This window comes from Salinisphaera sp. Q1T1-3 (assembly GCF_003602005.1).
In the GTDB taxonomy this organism is placed as follows: Bacteria; Pseudomonadota; Gammaproteobacteria; order Nevskiales; family Salinisphaeraceae; genus Salinisphaera.
This window is the reverse complement of sequence record NZ_QZWD01000024.1, coordinates 12638-32035: the sequence shown is the minus strand read 5'-3', so window position 1 is coordinate 32035 and position 19398 is coordinate 12638. Positions and strand designations below refer to the sequence as shown.

Here is a 19398-nt window from a genome sequence, read left to right as displayed (position 1 = left end):
CGAGGGAGTAACGAAAACGATGAAACATCGACTCAAGAGTGTTCTATCCGCGGCGCTGGTCGGCGCCGGCGTCGTGATGACGAGCTTCGGCAGCGCCCAGGCGGCCTCCGACAAGACCGTCACGATCGGCTGGACGGCCTGGTCGGATGCCGAGTTCGTGACCAAGCTCGCCAAGACGCTGATCGAGCAGCGCACCGACTACAACGTCAAACTCAAGATGTCGGCCATCGGCGTCCAGTATCAGGGTGTGGCCAACGGCGATCTCGACCTGATGATGATGGCCTGGTTGCCCGATACGCACGCCGATTACTGGAAGAAGTTCAAGGGGCAGGTCGAGGATCTGGGCACGCTCTACGACAACGCGCAGCTCGGCTGGGTGGTTCCGGACTACGTGCCGGCCGATCAGCTGTCCTCGATCTCGGATCTCAAGAAGTCGGAAGTCGCCAGCAAGCTCGGCGGCAAGATCCAAGGGATTGATCCGGGCGCGGGGCTCATGCAGCTGTCCGAAAAGACCATGAAGGCCTATGGTCTTGACGATCAGTATCGCCTGGTCTCGGCCAGCGGCGCCGCGATGACGGCCGCACTGGCGCGCGCCGAGAAGAAGAAGGAATGGATCGTGGTGACCGGCTGGACTCCGCACTGGATGTTCGGCAAGTGGCACCTGCGATTCCTCAAGGATCCGAAGGGTACGCTCGGCTCCGCGCAGCACATCGACGTCGTCGCGCGTCAGGGTTTCAAGCAGGATTATCCGCAGCTCGCTTCGGTGCTGAGCAATATGCACATCCCGCTGGAACAGCTGCAGGCCGCCATGTATCAGGCGCGCCAGACCAGCTACAAGAAGGCGATCAAGCAGTTCATCGACGAGCACCCGGACGAGGTCGACAGCTGGTTCGCCGGCAGTCAGTAATGGCATAGGTTCGCTATCGCCTCAGCAAAAGACGACCCGGTCATGCCATGGCCGGGTCTTTTTTCGTCCGGCGACCACAGTCCGGCCTGATAGCCTGTACGGCATCGCCAAGACCCATACGACTCATGCCGCAGAAACCGTCATCACGGTTCATGTTCGTCGCCCTGGCGGCGACATTTTTCATTGCCATGATGGGCACCACGCTGCCCACGCCGCTGTATCCGATCTATCAGCAGACGCTCGGGTTCTCCGAACTGATGATCACCGTCATCTTTGCGGTCTATGCCGTGGGCGTGATCGCGGCATTATTGGTTACCGGGGCCTGGTCCGATCAGGTCGGCCGGCGGCCGCTGTTGGCGGTGGGGTTAGTGCTCTCTGCGGCCAGTGCGGCCTGTTTCCTTTGGGGCGGCAGTCTGTGGCCGTTGATCCTTGGTCGCCTGCTGTCCGGATTCTCGGCGGGCATATTCACGGGTACGGCGACCGTGGCGGTCGTCGAGATGGCGCCACCGGGATGGCGGCCGCAGGCCACGCTCGTGGCCACCGGCGCCAATATGAGCGGGCTGGGCTTCGGCCCGTTGCTAGCCGGTGTACTGGCCGAATATTTCACCATGTCCTTGCAGCTGTGCTTCATCGTTGACGTCGTGCTCATCGCGCTGGCCGGGGTTGTCGTCGCCCTGGCGCCCGAGACCGCGCAGCGGCCGTCGAAACCACAGCTGCGGATTCGCCGACCGAACGTGCCGCCGGCCGTGCTCGGCGTGTTTGTGCCGGCGGCCATCGCCGGCTTCGCCGGGTTTGCGGTCATGGGGCTGTTCACCGCGATCGCACCGGCCTTCATGGGCCAGGTTCTGGGGTATGACAATCATGCGCTGACCGGCGTCGTCGTCTTTGCGGTCTTCGTTGCGTCCACGGTCGGCCAGATGCTGCAGGGGCGGCTGCCCCGCGCGGCCCGTCTGCCGACCGGCTGTCTGGGCTTGATCATCGGCATGGGCGGTGTGATCGGCGCCATCGCGTTGCAATCGTTGATGCTGCTGGTACTTGGCGGCCTGGTTGCCGGCGCCGGGCAGGGCGCGGCGTTCCGCGCCGGGATGGGCGAGATCAGTGCCGCGAGCCCGGCCGAGCGGCGCGCGGAAGTGGCGTCGACGTTCTTCGTGGTCGCTTATGTGGCGATCTCGATTCCTGTCGTCGGCCTCGGTGTGACGGCACGCCTGGCCGGTTTGGCCAGTGCCGGCATGTTGTTCGCGGCAATGGTCGCGGTGCTGGCCCTGGTTTCGGCCATGCTGTTGCTGTGGCGCCAGCGGCGTGGCATCGGCATCGCGGATGCGCACTGAGTCGTTTCAAGCGCTGTCAGCTCGAACGAAGCCGCTGGGCCGTGGCCCATGTTGTGCCGGATAAGGCGTGCCGAGCCCGCGCGAGGGTGTGAGACGATCAAGGCAACGCCGCATGGCGGCGTCCTGGACGGCAAGGCGGCGATTGCATTGACAGGCCGTAAGACGAGTCGGTGGGGCCGATCAGGCGGCCTCGGCGCGCTGGCGTTGCCACATGCGGGCGTAGAGACCGTCCGCGGCCAGCAGGGCCGTGTGCGTCCCCTGCTCGATGATCCGGCCGTCTTCCATCACCGCGATGCGATCGGCATCGACGACCGTCGACAGGCGATGGGCGATGACTAGCGTGGTGTGGTCGGCGGCCAGATGCGCGAGCGCGCCGTTGATCGCGCTTTCGGCCTCGCTGTCCAGTGACGAGGTTGCCTCATCGAAGACGAGAATCGCCGGATTCTTGATCATCGCGCGGGCGATGGCGATGCGTTGTTTCTCGCCCCCCGACAGTTTCAATCCGCGCTCGCCCACGAGCGTGTCGTAGCCCTCGGGCAGGCGGGCAATGAAATCGGACAGGCTGGCCAGCTCCGCTGCGGTTTCGATGTCGGCGGCGGTGGCGGTTTCCGCGGCGCCGTAGGCGATGTTGTAGCCGATCGTGTCGTTGAACAGCACGGTGTCCTGGGGCACCACGCCGATGGCGGCACGAAGACTGGCGATCGTGTAATCGCGGATATCGCGACCGTTGATGACGATTGCGCCGTCATCCGGATCGTAGAACCGGAACAGTAGCCGGGCCAGTGTGGATTTGCCGGCGCCGCTGGCGCCGACCACCGCGACTTTCTCGCCCGGACCGATGGCCAGGCTGGCCCCCTGCAGGATCGGGCGCGCCGGGCCGTAGCGAAACATCACATCGGTGAACGCGATGGCCGGGCGATCGGCATCGAGCGCCACGGCATCGGGCCGATCCCGCACACTGGGTTCGACCTCCAGCAGTGCAAACATGCGGGCCGTGTCGGCCAGAGCCTTCTTGAGCTGTCGATAGACGAAGCCCAGTGCATTGAGTGGCAAGAAGATCTGCAGCATGTAGGCGTTGACCATCGTGAGATCGCCCAGCGTCATGGTGCCGGCGACCACCCGTTCGCCGGCCAGGATCATCATTGCCGTGACCGCGGCGGCGATCACGAGCGCCTGGAGTGTATTGAGCAATCCGAGTGAGCGTCGGGCACGCGCCATGGCATCCGCCCAACCGGCCAGAGCACGGTCGTAATGGGCAGCCTCGAATGCCTCGTTGCCGAAATACTTGACCGTCTCGTAGTTGAGCAGAGCATCCACGGCCTTCGTGTTGGCGCGTGTGTCCAGCCGGTTGGATTCGCGCACGTGGGTCGTGCGCCATTCGGTCAGCGTGGCCGTGACACCGACATAGGCCACGACGCTCGTCACGACGATGACCGCGAACCACACCGAGTAGTGATAGAACAGGATCGCGGCGACCAACACGATCTCCAGAGCGGTCGGCAGGATATTGAACAGCATGAAACGCAGCAGGAAGCGAATGCCGCCCAGACCGCGCTCGATATCACGCGATAGACCGCCCGTGCGTCGTGAGAGATGGAAGTCCAGGTCCAGCGCGTGCAGATGCGTGAATACGCCCAGCGCGATGCGGTGCATGGAATGTTCGGTGACTCGGCCGAATACGAGATCCCGGATCTGGCCGAACAGGACCGAGACGAGACGCAGCGCACCATAGGCCAGGAGCAGGCCCAGCGGCAGGACGACGGCAGCGCTGTGCTCGGAGCGATCCAGACTGTCCACGATTCGACCGAGCGCGATCGGCAGCAGCACCGATGCGCCCTTGGCGGCGATCAGGAAGACGACTGCAATCGAGACACGGAGAGTGTGCGCACGCAGATAAGGCCACAGCCGCCAGAGTCGGCGCCACTCGGCGCGCCGCTCATCGCGTGCACCGCGAGAGACCGCGGGCCTCAATGGGAGGATATGGCAGGGCGGGGCCGGGCGCGGCTCGTTCGCGGATCGGTCACCGCACACGCGGTCGGACGCTGCCACAGCGTCGGCCAATGTGCGTATAGCGGTATCGCGCGCGTGCGCGATGCCGCTGGCGCCTCGGCGTCTGGTGCCGGCTGCTTTACAGCGTCCACGCCGGCCGGGCCGTGCAGGTGTTCATCGTGGCAATGAAAAGGTCTAGAGATCATCGCGTTCCGATAACGGCTGCTGGGGCACCTTGCGCAGCTTCGAGGTGTCGTAGCCCATATCGCCGACGCGCTCGACCAGCGATTGATACTTGGCATCACTGATTTTCGGCGTCCGTGCCATGATCCAGACATAGTCGCGCTTGTCGCGCGCCACGATCGTGGTGTCGTAGTCCGGGCTGACATAAGAGATGACGTACTGCAGACGCAGCACGTAGTAGAAATGCATTGCCCAGACCGCGTTTTCCGAGTTCTCGAGCACACTGGCCCACGGCGTCATCGTTTTCTGCTCGCCGTCGAAACCGCCGTCCCGGTATGTGAATTTCACGTTGATCGTGTCGCTGTCATCACCGCGCGTGTAGCGTTCGATCTCGTTGTAGGCGTTCTTCGTCTTGGACGGCGGAATGTGGGCGATGACGTACCAGGGGCCCATGAATCGGTCGAGGTCGACATGATCGGCCGTCGGAAACGTCTTGGGCGGCATCAGACTGCAGCCGGCGAGCGCCATCACGGCGCCCACCATCACGGAAAGGCGGGTCTTGCGCATGATCTTTTCCCCCGGGGCGCACGCCCCGTATGGACAGCTGGTTATCTGATCAGTCTACGCCGAGATCCCGCCCGGCGATGCATGCCGCGTGCGATGGCTCACGGCACGGGGCTTTAGTCCCAGATGCCCGGTTCGACCTGCGCCGGATTCCGGAGCACGCGCTTGTTGAAGACCGGTTCCAGAGTGCCGCCGTTGCGCTGGCGTTCGTAGTCGCGCAGTACCCGAAGCGAGATCGGGAACAGCAACAGGATCGCGATCAGGTTGGTCGTGGCCATGAGGCCCATCGCCAGATTGGCAAAGTGCCAGACAAACGACAGATTGGCGACCGATCCGATGAAGACCATCACCAACAGAAACGGACGCAGCAGCGTGATGGCCAGTCGGCTGCGGTGCTTGAACAGGTATTCGACGTTGATCTCGGTGTAGGCGAAATTGGCCAGGATCGAACTGTAGGCGAAGAAGAAGATCGCAACGGCGATGAAATACTGCCCGAACGTGCCGAGGTGATCGGCCATCGCATCCTGGGTGAGCTTGATGCCCTGCAGCGAGGCCCCGGCCGCGTGGGCGTTGAGAATCTGGTCGTAGACCCCCGAGAGCAGGATGACGACGGCCGTGCAGCTGCAGATGATCAGTGTGTCGATGACCACGCCGAAGGACTGAACCAGGCCCTGGGCCGCGGGATGCTTCACGTCGGCCGTTGCCGCGGCGTTCGGTGTCGAGCCCATGCCGGCTTCGTTGGAGAACAGACCGCGCTGCACGCCGTTACGCAGTGCCGCCATGACCGCGTAACCGACCGCGCCGCCGGCCACCGGGCCATAGCCGAAGGCGGACTGAACGATCAGCCCGAGCATGTGCGGCACGGCCGCGTAATTGACGATCAGGATATAGGCCGCCACCAGGAAATAGCCGAAGGCCATCACCGGCACGATCATCTCGGCGGTACGGGCGATGGATTTCAGGCCGCCGTAGACCACCAGGCCGGCAAGCACCACCAGCCCGGCCGCGGTGGCCAAGCTCGGGATGCCGAAACCGCCTTCCAGGCCCTGGGCGATGGTATTGGCCTGGGCGCCGCAGAAGGCGAATCCATAGGCGATGATCAAGAACACGGCGAACAGAATGCTCATCCAGCGCTGTCCGAGGGCGCGCTCGATGTAATAGGCCGGCCCGCCACGATAGACGCCGTCGCCGTGATGGACCTTGTAGACCTGACCGAGGGTGCATTCGATGAAGGTCGTGGCGATACCGACCAGTGCCGTCATCCACATCCAGAAGATCGCGCCCGGCCCGCCGACAAACAGTGCCAGGGCCACGCCGGCCAGATTGCCGGTGCCGATGCGCGCGGCCAGCGAGGTGGCCAGCGCCTGGAATGAACTCACGCCCTTGCTCGAACCGGGCGCGGTGAACACCAGCTTGGCCATGTGACCCAGTAACCGGAACTGGATGAAGCGGCTGGCCAGGGTAAACAACAGCCCGGCCCCCAGGAGAAGGTAGGTCAGGATGTAATCCCAGATGAATTCGCTGACCGGGTTGATGACCGCATTCGCAGCCTGCTCGAGCGCCTGTAACCAGTGCATCGTGTCGCCGTACTCCTTTTTTTCCCCTATCGGCCGGTAGAGCGGCCATCGCGACAGCTTACATGCTCGCTTGCGAATACGCCCGATGTGCCGGCCGGTGGCTCAGGACACCAGCCAAGCAAGAGCCGGGCCGGGTTGGTCTCGGAGACCCGCCGGGCTCGGCATCACGGCGACAGGCCACGAAACAGCGCCACGAAGACCAGCGGCGCGAAAGCAACCAGCAGTAGCGCGGTGCTCATGACCGCGATTGGTAGCAGCATGGCTTCATGGCGGCGCCAGAAGCTGGGGTCATCGGCGACTTCCGCACGGGCCGCGGCCACTTCCGATTCGCCGACCACCTGTCGCGTCAGCAGCTGATTGAGTGCGACGGGCGGGCTGAGATAGCCGAGCTCGAAGGCCACGAGCACCATCATCCAGAAATGGACCGGGTTCACGCCGTTGTCGTAGGCCACCGGCGCGAGCGTGGCGCTAACGAGGATGATGGCGCCGTAGGGATCCATGATCATGCCGATGATCACGAGCATCACGACGAGCGCCGCCGTGGCCAACCAGATGTTGCCGAGCTGGTTCGGGAACAGATCCATGACGCCGGAGCGTTCCATCACGCCGCCAAAGATGATCGACAGCACCATGAGCAGGAGTAGCGCGCCGATCAACGTGGCCGTCTCGGCCGTCGCCGCGCCCAGGGCGTTGCCGAATCCGGCCGGTTCGTAGTCCGGCGCCCGATCCTGACCGCAGTCGGCGGCCACGAGACGGGCCTGATGCAGACGCCGGGCACGCCATCGATCGTAGAACAACAGGACGAGCATGAGCAGGGGCAGGATCACCGGCGCCGAAAACGCGTTGAAGCGCTGCCCGATCAGGTGGCCGTAGACCAGGATCACCGCGATCGAGATCAGGAAATAGGGCACGAGCGGTACCAGGGCGCGCAACGTGCCCGGCAGCGCCTCGTCGGGCGTGGCGAGATAGGGGCGCGTCTTGCGTGTGAGATAGATGAACCCGCAGAAGACAAGGGCAGAAAGCGCGAATACGTAATGGCCCCAGCCATAGAGCTGGTCGGTAGTCACCTGGCGGTTCAAGGCCGCGATGATCACCACCATCAGGCAGGGGTTGAGCACCACGCCCATGCTGCCGGACATGGCGGTCGAGGCGATGGCCAGCTGGCGATAGACGCCGGCGATGCGTAGCTCCTGATAGATCACCGCGCCGATCGCGAGCACGAAGATCCCCGAGGCGCCTGTGTATGCGGTCGGCCATGCCGAGGCCAGTACCACCAGCAGGACCACGAACTCCGGGCGCATCTCCCAGGACCGAAACAGCCCGAAGAGAAGTTCGGCGATGCGGGTGTGCTTGAGCATCATGCCCACCCATACGAACAACCCGATACCGGTATACAGATCGGCGAAACGGATCATCTTCGTCAGCTGAACGACCGGGCCGGCGAGATAATCCTCGACCGCGAAGAAATACAGCAGAGAGATCAGTCCCAGCCAGCAGTACAGCGGGATCGCCAGCCCGGCGCGCAGCGGCGAGGGCGAACTCGCACGTGCATCGCGCGGTACCCGGATCAATCGATAGACGCTGGCCAGTGACAGGGCAACGAAGCCGAGCAGCCAGAGCTCGTTGAGCGCCGCATCGCCGCCGGTATCGACGCGGATCCACGCGATCGCGCTGACGACCATCGCAAGATGGACGGCCAGCTGTGCGGCCGCGGCAGCGCGATGATCAAGCCGGCTCACCGGCGGGCGCAGAGCGATCTGTTCGTTGCCGAGCAAAGCCATCAGGCCGCCGAAGATGATCAGTAGAATCAGGATGCGCGGCTGCCATGTCTGGCCGATATCGTTGATGCGGCCGGCGCCGAGCTCGATGGCACGAAAGACCCGGAGCGAGGCCATGGCCGTCTCGGTCCGGTTATAGTCGTAGAGCGCCAGAGTCTGTCGGCACTCGTCCCGTCGACTTTCCAGCGACCGCCGGATGGCCTGCGGATCGGCGGGCCCGGCATCGAACAGACTATCCGTCTTCGCCGGACGATCGGTCGTGCGACGTCTGACCTCGGCATCGATGTCCGGCTGCGGATCGCAGACCGGCTTGTCCATGTCGTAGCGCAGGGTGTTGTAGTCGTGCCAGAGGCTGGACCCCAGACTGAGCAGCTGGCCGTGCACGAATGCGCTGGTGCCGAAGGCGACGGCCAGCATCAACAGCACGGCGACCGGCAGCGTGATCAGCCCGTTGCGCAGGGCCGGGTAATGGACCGGTTTGTCACCGCCGTGCGGATCGCAAATCGCGGGCGGATCCGCGCGGAATGCATCGACCATGAAGACTCCCGTCTTGCCGCGGTTGCCTGGATTGCCGCGACGAACGCGTGGTATCAGCCGGCGTTCAAGCCTGTCCCGAATGATGCGTGGTGCCGGGGCCGAGTGCCGGGGCGCGAGGGCGGCAGGCAAAGTCGTCGCATCATGATTAGGATCTCCTCCGGATGTCGCTCGTCATCGGACGACGGCCTGATATGTCACGACTGGCGTGGGCCGGGTCGGCACATCGATTTTTGGAAAATATATCTTTTATAAAGTATGCCGCCAAGCCCGGCATGCGGCGACGGGCCGCATGCGACAATTCGCGCATGAATCGATCGTCTGACGCCGTGTCCGAGGCCATGAACCACGACACCGATGTGGTCGTGCTGGGTGGCGGAGCCGCCGGGTTGATGTGTGCTGCGGTCGCGGCGGGGCGCGGTCGCCGGGTCGTGGTGCTGGAAAAGACCCGGCGTTGCGGCAAGAAAATCCTCATGTCCGGCGGCGGGCGCTGCAATTTCACGAATCTGTACAGCGAGCCGGCCAATTTCCTGTCGGCGAATCCGCACTACTGCAAGTCGGCGCTGGCCCGCTATACGCCGGCCGATTTCCTGGGCCTCGTCGAAGCCCACGGTGTGGCCTGGCACGAGAAGGAGCGCGGGCAGCTGTTCTGCGATCATTCCGCCAAGGCGATCGTCAGGCTGCTGCTGGACGAGTGCGCGGCGGTTGATGTCACCGTTCGGACCGAGATCGCCGTCGAGACGATCTCGCGCCTGGACGATGGGCGCTTCGCAATCGTTGCCGGCAACGCGCGGTGGCAGGCGGCTTCGGTGGTTGTGGCAACCGGCGGGTTGTCTATTCCGCGGATGGGCGGCTCCGGTTTCGGCATGGAGATCGCCGAACGCTTCGGATTGCCCGTGCGGCCGCCGCGTGCCGGCCTGGTGCCCTTCACGCTCGATGCCGGTGCGTTGCAGGGCACCGCACCGCTGTCGGGGCTGTCGATCGACGTGGAAGCAAGCTGTGGCCGATCAAGTTTCGATGCCGGCCTGCTGTTCACCCACCGGGGCCTGTCGGGGCCGGCCATGCTGCAGGTCTCGTCCTACTGGTCGCCGGGCGCGTCGGTGACCATCGACTGGCTGCCGACCACTGATATCGAGGCCTGGCTGGCCGAGCGTGCCGCAGCACGTCCCCAGGCGCGATTGCCCGGTGTGCTGGCCGAGCGTCTGCCCAAACGTCTGGCCGTCCAGTTGTGTCAGACCGCACCCGAGGACCTTGGCGAGCCCCGCATGCGCCAGCTCGATGCGGCCGCACGCGCCCGGATCGCCGAACGGCTCGGCTGCTGGCGCTATGAACCCAACGGGACCGAGGGCTACAAGACCGCGGAAGTCATGCTTGGCGGTGTCGATACGCGGGCTCTGGACTCGGCGACCATGGCCGCGCGGGACGTGCCCGGTCTTTATTTCGTGGGCGAGGTCGTGGATGTCACGGGCCATCTCGGTGGACACAATTTTCAGTGGGCATGGGCCTCCGGATGGGCCGCAGGTCAGGTAGTCTGAGCGCATCGTCCTGATTTCAACGGTCACCCTCTCAGTGCGTTCGTTCGTTGTTGCTGTTCCGCTTGTCGTCTTCCTGGCTGCGTGCGCCACGCATGCACCCGCGCCGCATGCCGCTGCCCGATCGGCGTCGGTTGCTGACCCGGCGGTCGAGGCGCCGCCGGCCGAGTCCAACGGGCAGGACGGCGATGACGTGGCCGCCAAGGCATCGCCGACACCGACACCGCGCAACGCGGCCGGCTTTGCTGACTGGGTGGCTGGTTTCCGCGCGCGGGCCGCGGCCCGCGGCGTGGATGCAACAACGCTGAATGCGGCATTCGACGACGCCGAATATCTGCCACGGGTAGTCGAGCTCGACAATCGCCAGCCCGAATTCAATCGCGCGATCTGGGACTATCTGGACACGGCGGTTTCTGCGACCCGCGTGACCAATGGCCGGGCGAAACTCGCCGCGCATCGCAGCGCAGCCGATGATGCCGAGCGGCGCTACGGCGTCCCGGGCAATATCATCACCGCCATCTGGGGCATGGAGTCCAATTACGGCGCCAATTTCGGCCATTACGAAACCATCGATGCGCTGGCAACGCTCGGCTATGACGGCCGTCGACAGTCGTTTGCCGAGAATCAGCTTTATGCCGCGATGAAGATTCTGTCCAACGGCGATATCCCGCGTGACCGGATGCGGGGCTCCTGGGCCGGGGCGATGGGCAACACCCAGTTCATTCCGACAAGTTTCGTCGCCTATGCGGTCGATGCCGACGGTGATGGTCGCCGCGATATCTGGGGAAGTATCCCGGATACCATGGCCTCAACCGCCAATTATCTGGCGAAGAACGGGTGGCGTGCGGGCCAGTCGTGGGGTCGAGAGGTTCGTCTGCCGGCCGACTTCGACTATTCGCAGGCCGACGGCGATACCCGCCAGTCGAGCGCGGCCTGGGCGACGGCCGGTGTGCGTCCCATCGACGATCGAAGCCTCCCGGATCTGGCCAATGCCGGCATTCTGGCGCCTGCCGGCGCCGCCGGGCCGGCTTTCATGGTCGGCCACAACTATCGCGTGATCCTGCGCTACAACAACGCCACCGCCTACGCGCTCGGCGTGGCGCTCCTGTCCGATCGCATCGACGGCGAGCCCGGCGTACAGGCGGCCTGGCCGCGAGATACAGCCGTTTTGTCCAACAGCCAGACCCGGGCGCTGCAGCGTCAGCTCAACGCGCTGGGCTACGGCGCCGGTACGCCCGATGGCATCATGGGCCCGAACACCCGCTCGGCGTTGCGCCGTTTCCAGCGCGATCGCGGCCTGCCGGCCGACGGATTCGCCACCCAGGACCTGCTGCAGGCCGTGACAGAGGCGGCAGGGCGCACTTATTAACCCGGTATAAAAATAGATGATTTTTCGGGTTGATAACGCGCGTGTGCGAAAGCACGCGCGCCATGGCCAACGGCCGTGAAGCCATTGAAAATAAAACGACGGACAAGTGCCGGCTTTTCTTTCGATGGCGTTGAAAACAGCTGACGTCGTCAGCTGTTTGGGTGCCGGATCAATAATAGCTGCCGAGGATGGGCCCGCGGGTTGGAGTGGGCCCGATTGGCGCCGGCTTATGCAGCGCGCGTGCTGTCTCGCTCATGACGACACGCGCCAAAGCCGCCGGACATGGAAAAGCCGCTCCCAAGAGCGGCTTTTCGGTTCGGCCCCACAAGGGGCTAGCCTTTGGGGACCAGCGTGCCGGCAAGGCGCCGCCGTCGGTCAATCAGGCATGGCCGGCAATGCGATGCGGCACATAAGGCGCTTCGAGCTTTTCTTTTTCCTCGCGGGTCAACTCGATATCCAGGGCCGCGATGGCATCGTCCAGATGACGTTCCTTGCTGGCACCGATGATCGGGGCTGTGACCTGTGGATGGGCGGCCACCCAGGCCAGGGCGATACGAGCCATCGAGACACCGCGTGCCTCGGCGACCTCGCGCAAGGCGGCGACCACGGCATCGTCCGATTCGGATGCGCCGAGCTGCCATTTTTCGGTCATGTTGTCTGTCTGGGAACGCGTCGATTCGCCCTCGGCGCCCTGTTTCTTGCCGGCCAGCACGCCGCGGGCGAGCGGACTCCACGGAATCACGCCCACGCCCTGATCGGCACAAAGCGGCAGCATCTCGCGTTCTTCCTCGCGATAGATGAGGTTGTACATCGGCTGCATGGTCACGAATTCGGTCCACCCGTTGGCCCGTGCAACCTCCTGACACTTGGCGAATTGCCAGGCATACATGGACGAGGCGCCGATATAGCGCGCCTTGCCAGCCTTGACTATGTCATGCAGTGCCTCCATGAATTCTTCGACCGGGGTCTCATCGTCGAATCGATGAATCTGGTAGAGATCGACGTGATCGGTGCCCAGCCGCGTCAGCGACGAGTCGATCGCATGCATGATGTGCTTGCGTGACAGGCCGCGATTGTTGGGCCCGTCGCCCATGGGGTTGAAGACCTTGCTCGCGAGCACGAAATCCTCGCGGTGGGCATAGTCGAGCAGGGCCTTGCCGACGACTTTTTCCGATACGCCGAGCGAGTACATGTCGGCGGTGTCGAAGAAATTCAGACCGGCGTCGAGTGCTTTTTCGATGAACGGACGCGAGGCCTGCTCGTCGAGCACCCATTCACGCCATTCGGGCGTGCCGTAAGTCATGGTGCCGAGACACAGGGGCGAGACCTTCATGCCGGTCGAGCCCAGACGTTTGTATTCCATGGTATGAGGAATGACGAAATGTGTGCGTCGTACAATAAGGAGCGCGCACACGATCGACAAGCCGGTCGCCGCCACGGGCAAGGGCGGCCTGTTCCCGTTTCATCGCTGCATGGCAGACCTGCATTGACTGATCGCATCACGCTGACCGAACTACTCGAATCGCTCCAACAGGCCGGAGAGGGTGATCAGATCTCGATCGATGAGGTGCTCAAGACGGTCGGGGAGCGTGGCTACGCGCCGCTCACACTCATCCTGTCGTTGCTGGCGACGTTGCCGACCGGCGCCGTGCCGGGCGTACCGACCGTCTGCGGCGTATGTATCGCCCTGGTCTCGTTGCAGCTGGTCTTTGGCAAACGCTACCCGTGGCTGCCGGCGCGTCTGCGCCGTATGGCGATCAGCCGCAGTCGCTATGTGCGGGTTGCCGAACGCACCATGCCCTGGACCCGCCGGCTGGACAAACTGGTCAAACCACGTCTGGAGCAGCTCGTCGGCGGTATCGCGACACGCCTGATCGGCGTGTTGTTCGTCATTTTCGCTGCCTGCATGCCGCCGCTCGAACTGATTCCGTTCGCGGCCGCGGCGCCGGGCGTCGGCATCGCGCTCATCAGTCTGGGGCTGGCCGGCCGTGATGGGCTATGGGTCCTGCTTGGGCTTCTACCGGCCGGCATCGGCGCCGGGCTGGTTTATACGCTGCTCACCTGATGCGACCTCGGGCCGCGCTCAACGCTGCCACGCCTTTCGATATCGGCTCGGCGGCATGCCGGTGGCGGCCTTGAAGCAGTGCGTGAAATGGCTGAGGCTCTTGTAACCGAGATCGAAACAGATGCGGGTGACTGAATCCGAGCCGTCACACAAGCGGGTCCGGGCAAGCTGCAGTCTTATTCGCTGCTGATATTCGCCGGGCGTGCATCCGATCTCGCGCTTGAACTGTCGATATAGACGAGCCTTGCTCATACAGGCCTCGCGAGCCAGAGCGGCGCTGTCCAGGCGTGTTGCCGGATGGTCCCTGATCCACCGCAGCGCGGCTTCGAGGCCGTTTCGGGCCGGTATATCGTTCGTCTGACTGGTCTCGATGAGCAGCTGTCGGCTCTGTGTCCGCAGCATGCGCACCACAAGCTCGTTCAGAGCGAGATCGATGAGCGCGTCGCGATCCGCGTGATCGTCGCAGAACAGTCGAATCAGTCGGTCGAGTAGAGCCTGGGTCTCGCGTCCGTGAGGCACATGCAGGGCGCGCGGTGTGTATTCCCAGGCCGGCGTATCCGCCTCGCCCGGACGGTCCGTGTTGAGCCGCTCGCAGACACTATCCACCAGTTGTCGTCGGATCTCCACGGTCATGCAGGTCGTCGGTGCATTCGGTCGGGCATCGGGGAAATCGATATAGACCGTCTGGTCCGGCGCCATGATGAACGATTCGCGAGGGCGGAATTCGCAGGCCTCGGGTGTGGCGCCGTGCATGATCTTGCGCCCGGTGACCATCCCGCAATACAGCACGTGACTCGAGGACAGCGCGACCTTTTCCGCCGCGCAATACGTGTCGTAGATGGAGAGTTCCGCGTTCTCTCCGGCTACGGAAACGCGGTTTTCGATGAGTTTCCGTGGGTTCTGGCGGTTTTTGAGTGCAATAGAGCTCAGCATCCGATTCTTCTTCTCTTTCGCGCGATTTGAGAATGCCAGGCAAGCGGTTGCGATTGCCGGACAAGTCGAGCGGTCCGGTCGGCGCTAGCGTGAACCCGACGTCGTTACCACCTGCTTTTTTTGGTAAATCACGAATCGCTGAGCGAGGTCCATCATGCTTTATGCTAATCCCGGACGGCCGGAAGCTCTGGTCTCCTTCAATGAACGCTATGGCAACTTCATCGACGGCGATTGGTGTGCGCCGTCCGATGGCGCCTATCTGAGCAACGTCACGCCGGTCACCGGCGCGGTGTTCTGCGACGTGCCACGCTCTGGTGCCGCGGATATTGATCGCGCGGTGATCGCGGCCACCCGGGCCGCGCCGAGCTGGGCGGCCACGTCGGCCACCGAGCGATCGCGGCTATTGCTCCGGATCGCCGATCGAATCGAGGCGAACCTGGAACCCCTGGCCGTGGCTGAAACCTGGGACAACGGTAAGCCGGTTCGCGAGACGCTGGCCGCCGATCTGCCGCTGCTGGTCGATCACTTCCGTTACTTCGCCGGTTGTATCCGCTCACAGGAAGGCTCGATCTCCGAGATCGACGACAATACCGTGGCCTATCACACCCACGAGCCGTTCGGCGTCGTCGGTCAGATCATTCCCTGGAACTTTCCTTTACTGATGGCCGGCTGGAAGATCGCGCCGGCATTGGCGGCTGGCAACTGCACGGTATTGAAGCCGGCCGAACAGACCCCGGCCTCGATCTGCAAGCTGCTGGAGTTGATCGGCGATATGCTGCCGCCCGGCGTTCTGAATGTCGTCCACGGCCTCGGCGGCGAGGCAGGCGCGGCGCTGGCCGAGCATCCCGGCATCGCCAAGCTGGCTTTCACCGGATCCACGCCCATCGGCAGCCAGATCATGGCTCATGCCGCCAAGCGCATTGTGCCGGTCACGCTGGAGCTGGGCGGCAAGTCGCCGAATATCTTCTTCGCCGATGTCATGGATCAGGGCGAGGCCTTCGTCGACAAATGCGTGGAGGGTCTGATGATGACCTTTCTCAATCAGGGCGAGGTCTGTACCTGCCCATCACGGGCCCTGATTCACGAGGACATCTACGAGCCCCTGATCGAACGGGCCGTCGATCGGGCTCGCAGCCTGCGTCAGGGCAACCCGCTGGATACCGATACCCAGCTCGGAGCCCAGGTTTCGCGCGAACAGTTCGACAAGATCATGGCGTACATGGACGTCGGCCGCGATGAGGGAGCCGAACTCCTGATCGGGGGCGGTCGGGCCGATATGCCGGAAGAACTGGCCGGCGGTTTCTATATTCAGCCCACCATGTTCAAGGGCCGGAACGACATGCGCATCTTTCAGGAGGAGATTTTCGGGCCGACCCAAGCGATCACGACCTTTGCCGACGACGACGAGGCCGTGTCCATCGCCAACCACACCGAATTCGGCCTCGGCGCTGGGCTGTGGACTGGTGACATGAATCGCGTTCACCGCGTCAGCCGCGCTGTCCAGGCCGGGCGTATCTGGGTGAATTGCTATCACCAGTATCCGGCGCATGCCGCCTTCGGTGGCTACAAGCGTTCCGGCATCGGACGCGAGACCCATCAGCAGGTGCTGGGTCACTACCAGCAGACGAAATGTCAGCTCGTGTCCTACGACCTGAATCCGGCCGGGCTGTTCTGAGCATCTCGTCGCCGGATCCAGCGGTCGACATCCCAAGGAGGAGAAATACCATGAGAATGATGAAAGCAGCCGTCGTGCCGGGCTTCAAGGAACCGCTCGATATCCGTGAAGTGCCGGTACCCGAAGTCGGTCCCGGTCAGGTCTTGATGCGGGTCCAGGCGTCCGGGGTCTGTCATACCGATCTGCATGCGGTCGAAGGCGACTGGCCGGTCAAGCCGAATCCGCCGTTCATTCCCGGCCACGAGGGGGTGGGCTTTGTCGATGCCGTCGGTGCCGGGGTGACCCACGTCAAGGAAGGTGATCGCATCGGCGTACCGTGGCTGTTCAGCGCCTGCGGGCATTGCGAGCACTGTCTCGGGGGCTGGGAGACGCTGTGTGAAACCCAGGAGAATGCCGGTTACAGCGTGGATGGCGGCTACGCCGACTATGTTCTGGCCGACGCCGACTATGTGGGACGGCTGCCCGACCAGACCGACTTCCTCGAAATCGCCCCGATCCTGTGTGCCGGCGTGACCGTCTACAAGGGCCTGAAGATGAGCGAGGTCAAGCCGGGCCAGTGGGTATCGATCTCCGGTATCGGTGGACTCGGTCATCTGGCTGTGCAGTATGCTCGGGCAATGGGCATGCGCGTCGTGGCCATCGACGTGGCGGAAGACAAGCTGCGCCTGGCCGAGCGTCTGGGCGCCGAGCTCACCATCAACGCCCGCACCCAGGATCCGGGCGCCGTGGTGCGCGAGTCGATTGGTGGTGCCCACGGCGCGCTGGTCACGGCGGTCTCCGAAATCGCGTTTAGCCAGGCGCTCGATGTGGTGCGTCGCGGGGGGACGGTCGCGCTCAACGGTCTGCCGCCCGGCAAGTTCGACCTGTCGATCTTCGACATGGTACTCGGCGGCATCACGGTCCGCGGCTCCATTGTCGGCACGCGGCTGGACCTTCAGGAAGCACTGGATTTCGCCGGCCATGGGGCGGTCAAGGCCACGGTGAGCGGCGATAAGCTGGAGAACATCAACGCCATCTTCGAACGCATGCGACAGGGCCAGATCGAAGGACGCGTCGTGCTGGACATGAGATAGGGGTGTCGTGATTTCATGCGGCCGCTCGGTCGCGAGCCGCGTGGCCGCGCCGGCGATCATTTTTTTGCAAGACAAGGCATTGGGCGCGTACGGCCGTCATTCTGCCGTAGCGAACGACAACGCCGGATTGCGAAAAAATGACCGCCGTCCCGTCGGGTTGCGCGCGAAGCGTTAACAGGCCCTAGCCGCCGTCGTCGGATTGTTGACACACCGGACAGTAATACAGGCGCCGGCTGGCCACGGTTGTCTTGACGATTTCGTTATCGCAGACATAGCAAGGTTGGCCGGCCCGGCCGAACACCATGTGACGACGCGCGCCGAAACGCTTGCCTTCGGCCTTGAGCCGTTGCGCGCGTTCGAAAGGATTGGTCACGCCTTTGGTTTGATAAGCGCGCCAGATCAGCGTGACCACCGCCTCGGCCAGTGCCCGGCGCTGGGTGGCGTCGAGATCGGTCGGTCGCTTGCCGGGCGCGATGCCGGCCGAAAAAAGTATTTCCGAGCGTAGATAATTGCCGATACCGGCGATGAATCGCTGATCAAGTAGCAGACCGCCGAGATTGCGGCGTGCGAAATCGGATGCGTTGATCCGATGCGCGATGTCGGCTGAGTTCAGGTTTTCGTTCAGCGGGTCGGGGCCCAGCCGGGCGATATAGTCGACGCTGTCCAGTGCATCCGGTCGCACGAGACGGATATCCGAGGCGCTGTAGAGCCGAGCCGTTCGATGGTGGGTGAATACCGCGAAACGCAGCTGCCGATTGGTCTGCGGTGCGGTATCCGGGGCGTTGATGTACCACTTGCCATAGAGCTGGTTGTGCGAATAGACACACCAGGGGCCGTCGTCGCCGCGGCCGGCGAAGTGGATGAGCACGGCCTTGCCACGCGCGGCGACACGCGTGATGTGTCGGCCGGCCAGTGCCGATTCGAATCTCTTGAACCGGTCGAAGGCAAAGAAAACCGACTCTGCATCCCGATTGCCGACGGCTCGATCGATGTCGTCGACCATGCGTCTTATTTCCGGTCCTTCAGGCATGACGGGCGTATGAATGGGCCAAGTGGGCGAGTCTACGCAGCCTGGCCGGGTGCGGATGAGTGTCTGCGTCCGACCGATTGGTTGTCGGCGTTCGCGGTTTTCGCCATGCTTGAATTCCTATTGGAACGAGGGAGCCGCCCATGATTTCACGCCGCCAGATTCTGATGACCGCCACGACTTTCGGCGCCGCATTCCTGGCCATGCCGGCGCTGGCAGACAGCGCGCCGGGCCTCAAGCCGGGCACCTATAAGATCGACCCGAGCCATACCTATGCGCATTTCTCGGTCGACCACATGGGGCTTTCCACCATGCACGGCCGGCTGGATGTCACCGGCGGCACGATCGAGGTCGGCCAGTCGCCCAGCGACAGCCGTATCCAGGTCTCGCTCGACCCGGCGAGCGTGGATACCGGCAACAAGGCACGTGATGAACATCTGCGTGATCAGGAGGGGTTCTTCAATACGAGCCAGTATCCGAAGATGCGCTTCCAATCGAGTCGCGTCGTCTTCGACGATGAGGATCACGATGAAGCCCGGGTCGAAGGCCAGTTGACCCTGCACGGCGTGACGCGGCCGGTGACGCTGGAAGTCGACGATATCGCCTGCCGGGTCAATCCGCTCGAAAAATCGAAATATACCTGCGGTTTCTCGGCCGAAACACAGATCAAGCGCAGCGATTTCGGCATGAAGGCATATCCCGATCTGGTCGGCGATCAGATCGAGATCTCGCTGGAAGTCGAGGCCAACAAACCGGTCGACGAGAGCTGATTCCATCGACGTTGGCCGGCCGGCTTGTTGCCGACAGTGCGCGGGACTTCTCCCACGACGCCGAGATCATTGATGGCGTGTGGCAACGTCGTAC

General features: G+C 63.7%; 15 protein-coding genes. 8 read left to right on the top strand and 7 right to left on the bottom strand.

Features of this window, described 5'->3' with window-relative positions; genetic code table 11:
• Positions 1 to 19: 19 nt before the first annotated feature.
• Together D3260_RS16265 and D3260_RS16260 are read left to right on the top strand one after the other, a co-directional pair.
• On the top strand, positions 20 to 907 hold the full coding sequence (locus D3260_RS16265) for a glycine betaine ABC transporter substrate-binding protein (RefSeq protein ID WP_199671561.1): 888 nt from the start codon (positions 20 to 22) through the stop codon (positions 905 to 907).
• 125 nt (positions 908 to 1032) lie between these two features.
• Complete coding sequence (locus D3260_RS16260) at positions 1033 to 2235, top strand: MFS transporter (RefSeq protein WP_199671560.1); 1203 nt, start codon at positions 1033 to 1035, stop codon at positions 2233 to 2235.
• 180 nt (positions 2236 to 2415) lie between these two features.
• On the opposite strand, the gene D3260_RS16255 is transcribed toward D3260_RS16260, so the two are convergent.
• The 4 genes from D3260_RS16255 to D3260_RS16240 form a co-directional block, all read right to left on the bottom strand.
• The gene (locus D3260_RS16255) at positions 2416 to 4206 is read right to left on the bottom strand and encodes an ABC transporter ATP-binding protein/permease (protein ID WP_120099663.1); all 1791 of its coding nucleotides are present in this window, start codon (positions 4204 to 4206) and stop codon (positions 2416 to 2418) included.
• Positions 4207 to 4419: 213 nt separating this feature from the next.
• A complete protein-coding gene (locus D3260_RS16250; protein ID WP_120099662.1) occupies positions 4420 to 4974 on the bottom strand; it encodes a lipocalin family protein in 555 nt (184 codons plus the stop codon).
• A 113-nt stretch (positions 4975 to 5087) separates the two neighbouring features.
• On the bottom strand, positions 5088 to 6548 hold the full coding sequence (locus D3260_RS16245; RefSeq protein WP_120099661.1) for a sodium:alanine symporter family protein: 1461 nt from the start codon (positions 6546 to 6548) through the stop codon (positions 5088 to 5090).
• A gap of 164 nt (positions 6549 to 6712) precedes the next feature.
• A complete protein-coding gene (locus tag D3260_RS16240) occupies positions 6713 to 8863 on the bottom strand; it encodes a TRAP transporter large permease subunit (protein WP_120099660.1) in 2151 nt (716 codons plus the stop codon).
• Positions 8864 to 9168: 305 nt separating this feature from the next.
• On the opposite strand from D3260_RS16240, the gene D3260_RS16235 reads away from it, so the two are divergent.
• A complete protein-coding gene (locus D3260_RS16235) occupies positions 9169 to 10395 on the top strand; it encodes an NAD(P)/FAD-dependent oxidoreductase (RefSeq protein WP_233544116.1) in 1227 nt (408 codons plus the stop codon).
• Between the two features lie 34 nt (positions 10396 to 10429).
• Positions 10430 to 11761 (top strand): lytic murein transglycosylase, encoded by a 1332-nt coding sequence (locus D3260_RS16230; protein WP_233544115.1) that lies wholly within the window; start codon positions 10430 to 10432, stop codon positions 11759 to 11761.
• 379 nt (positions 11762 to 12140) lie between these two features.
• On the opposite strand, the gene D3260_RS16225 is transcribed toward D3260_RS16230, so the two are convergent.
• Positions 12141 to 13124: an aldo/keto reductase gene (locus tag D3260_RS16225; protein WP_120099658.1), complete on the bottom strand. Its 984-nt coding sequence runs from the start codon at positions 13122 to 13124 to the stop codon at positions 12141 to 12143.
• 123 nt (positions 13125 to 13247) lie between these two features.
• Between D3260_RS16225 and D3260_RS16220 the strand changes: the two genes are divergently transcribed.
• A complete protein-coding gene (locus D3260_RS16220; RefSeq protein ID WP_158583579.1) occupies positions 13248 to 13826 on the top strand; it encodes an exopolysaccharide biosynthesis protein in 579 nt (192 codons plus the stop codon).
• 18 nt (positions 13827 to 13844) lie between these two features.
• Here the strand turns inward: D3260_RS16220 and D3260_RS16215 are convergent, their stop codons facing one another.
• Positions 13845 to 14759 carry an AraC family transcriptional regulator gene (locus D3260_RS16215; RefSeq protein ID WP_120099656.1) on the bottom strand — a complete coding sequence of 305 codons (915 nt, stop codon included), beginning with the start codon at positions 14757 to 14759 and terminating at the stop codon, positions 13845 to 13847.
• Positions 14760 to 14913: 154 nt separating this feature from the next.
• On the opposite strand from D3260_RS16215, the gene D3260_RS16210 reads away from it, so the two are divergent.
• Both D3260_RS16210 and adhP read left to right on the top strand, forming a co-directional pair.
• Complete coding sequence (locus D3260_RS16210; RefSeq protein WP_120099655.1) at positions 14914 to 16434, top strand: aldehyde dehydrogenase family protein; 1521 nt, start codon at positions 14914 to 14916, stop codon at positions 16432 to 16434.
• A gap of 59 nt (positions 16435 to 16493) precedes the next feature.
• Positions 16494 to 17507 (top strand): alcohol dehydrogenase AdhP, encoded by a 1014-nt coding sequence (gene adhP / locus D3260_RS16205; protein WP_120099678.1) that lies wholly within the window; start codon positions 16494 to 16496, stop codon positions 17505 to 17507.
• A gap of 181 nt (positions 17508 to 17688) precedes the next feature.
• On the opposite strand, the gene nei is transcribed toward adhP, so the two are convergent.
• Positions 17689 to 18537: an endonuclease VIII gene (gene nei / locus D3260_RS16200; RefSeq protein ID WP_120099654.1), complete on the bottom strand. Its 849-nt coding sequence runs from the start codon at positions 18535 to 18537 to the stop codon at positions 17689 to 17691.
• 140 nt (positions 18538 to 18677) lie between these two features.
• On the opposite strand from nei, the gene D3260_RS16195 reads away from it, so the two are divergent.
• A complete protein-coding gene (locus D3260_RS16195; protein WP_120099653.1) occupies positions 18678 to 19304 on the top strand; it encodes a YceI family protein in 627 nt (208 codons plus the stop codon).
• Positions 19305 to 19398 lie beyond the last annotated feature (94 nt).

Excerpts from the sequence above, each read along its gene's own strand:
- D3260_RS16265 (WP_199671561.1), top strand. The coding sequence starts at position 20 with ATGAAACATCGACTCAAGAGTGTTCTATCCGCGGCGCTGGTCGGCGCC.
- D3260_RS16260 (WP_199671560.1), top strand. The coding sequence starts at position 1,033 with ATGCCGCAGAAACCGTCATCACGGTTCATGTTCGTCGCCCTGGCGGCG.
- D3260_RS16250 (WP_120099662.1), bottom strand. The coding sequence starts at position 4,974 with ATGCGCAAGACCCGCCTTTCCGTGATGGTGGGCGCCGTGATGGCGCTC.
- D3260_RS16245 (WP_120099661.1), bottom strand. The coding sequence starts at position 6,548 with ATGCACTGGTTACAGGCGCTCGAGCAGGCTGCGAATGCGGTCATCAAC.
- D3260_RS16240 (WP_120099660.1), bottom strand. The coding sequence starts at position 8,863 with ATGGTCGATGCATTCCGCGCGGATCCGCCCGCGATTTGCGATCCGCAC.
- D3260_RS16235 (WP_233544116.1), top strand. The coding sequence starts at position 9,169 with ATGAATCGATCGTCTGACGCCGTGTCCGAGGCCATGAACCACGACACC.
- D3260_RS16225 (WP_120099658.1), bottom strand. The coding sequence starts at position 13,124 with ATGGAATACAAACGTCTGGGCTCGACCGGCATGAAGGTCTCGCCCCTG.
- D3260_RS16215 (WP_120099656.1), bottom strand. The coding sequence starts at position 14,759 with ATGCTGAGCTCTATTGCACTCAAAAACCGCCAGAACCCACGGAAACTC.
- D3260_RS16210 (WP_120099655.1), top strand. The coding sequence starts at position 14,914 with ATGCTTTATGCTAATCCCGGACGGCCGGAAGCTCTGGTCTCCTTCAAT.
- adhP (WP_120099678.1), top strand. The coding sequence starts at position 16,494 with ATGAAAGCAGCCGTCGTGCCGGGCTTCAAGGAACCGCTCGATATCCGT.
- nei (WP_120099654.1), bottom strand. The coding sequence starts at position 18,537 with ATGCCTGAAGGACCGGAAATAAGACGCATGGTCGACGACATCGATCGA.
- D3260_RS16195 (WP_120099653.1), top strand. The coding sequence starts at position 18,678 with ATGATTTCACGCCGCCAGATTCTGATGACCGCCACGACTTTCGGCGCC.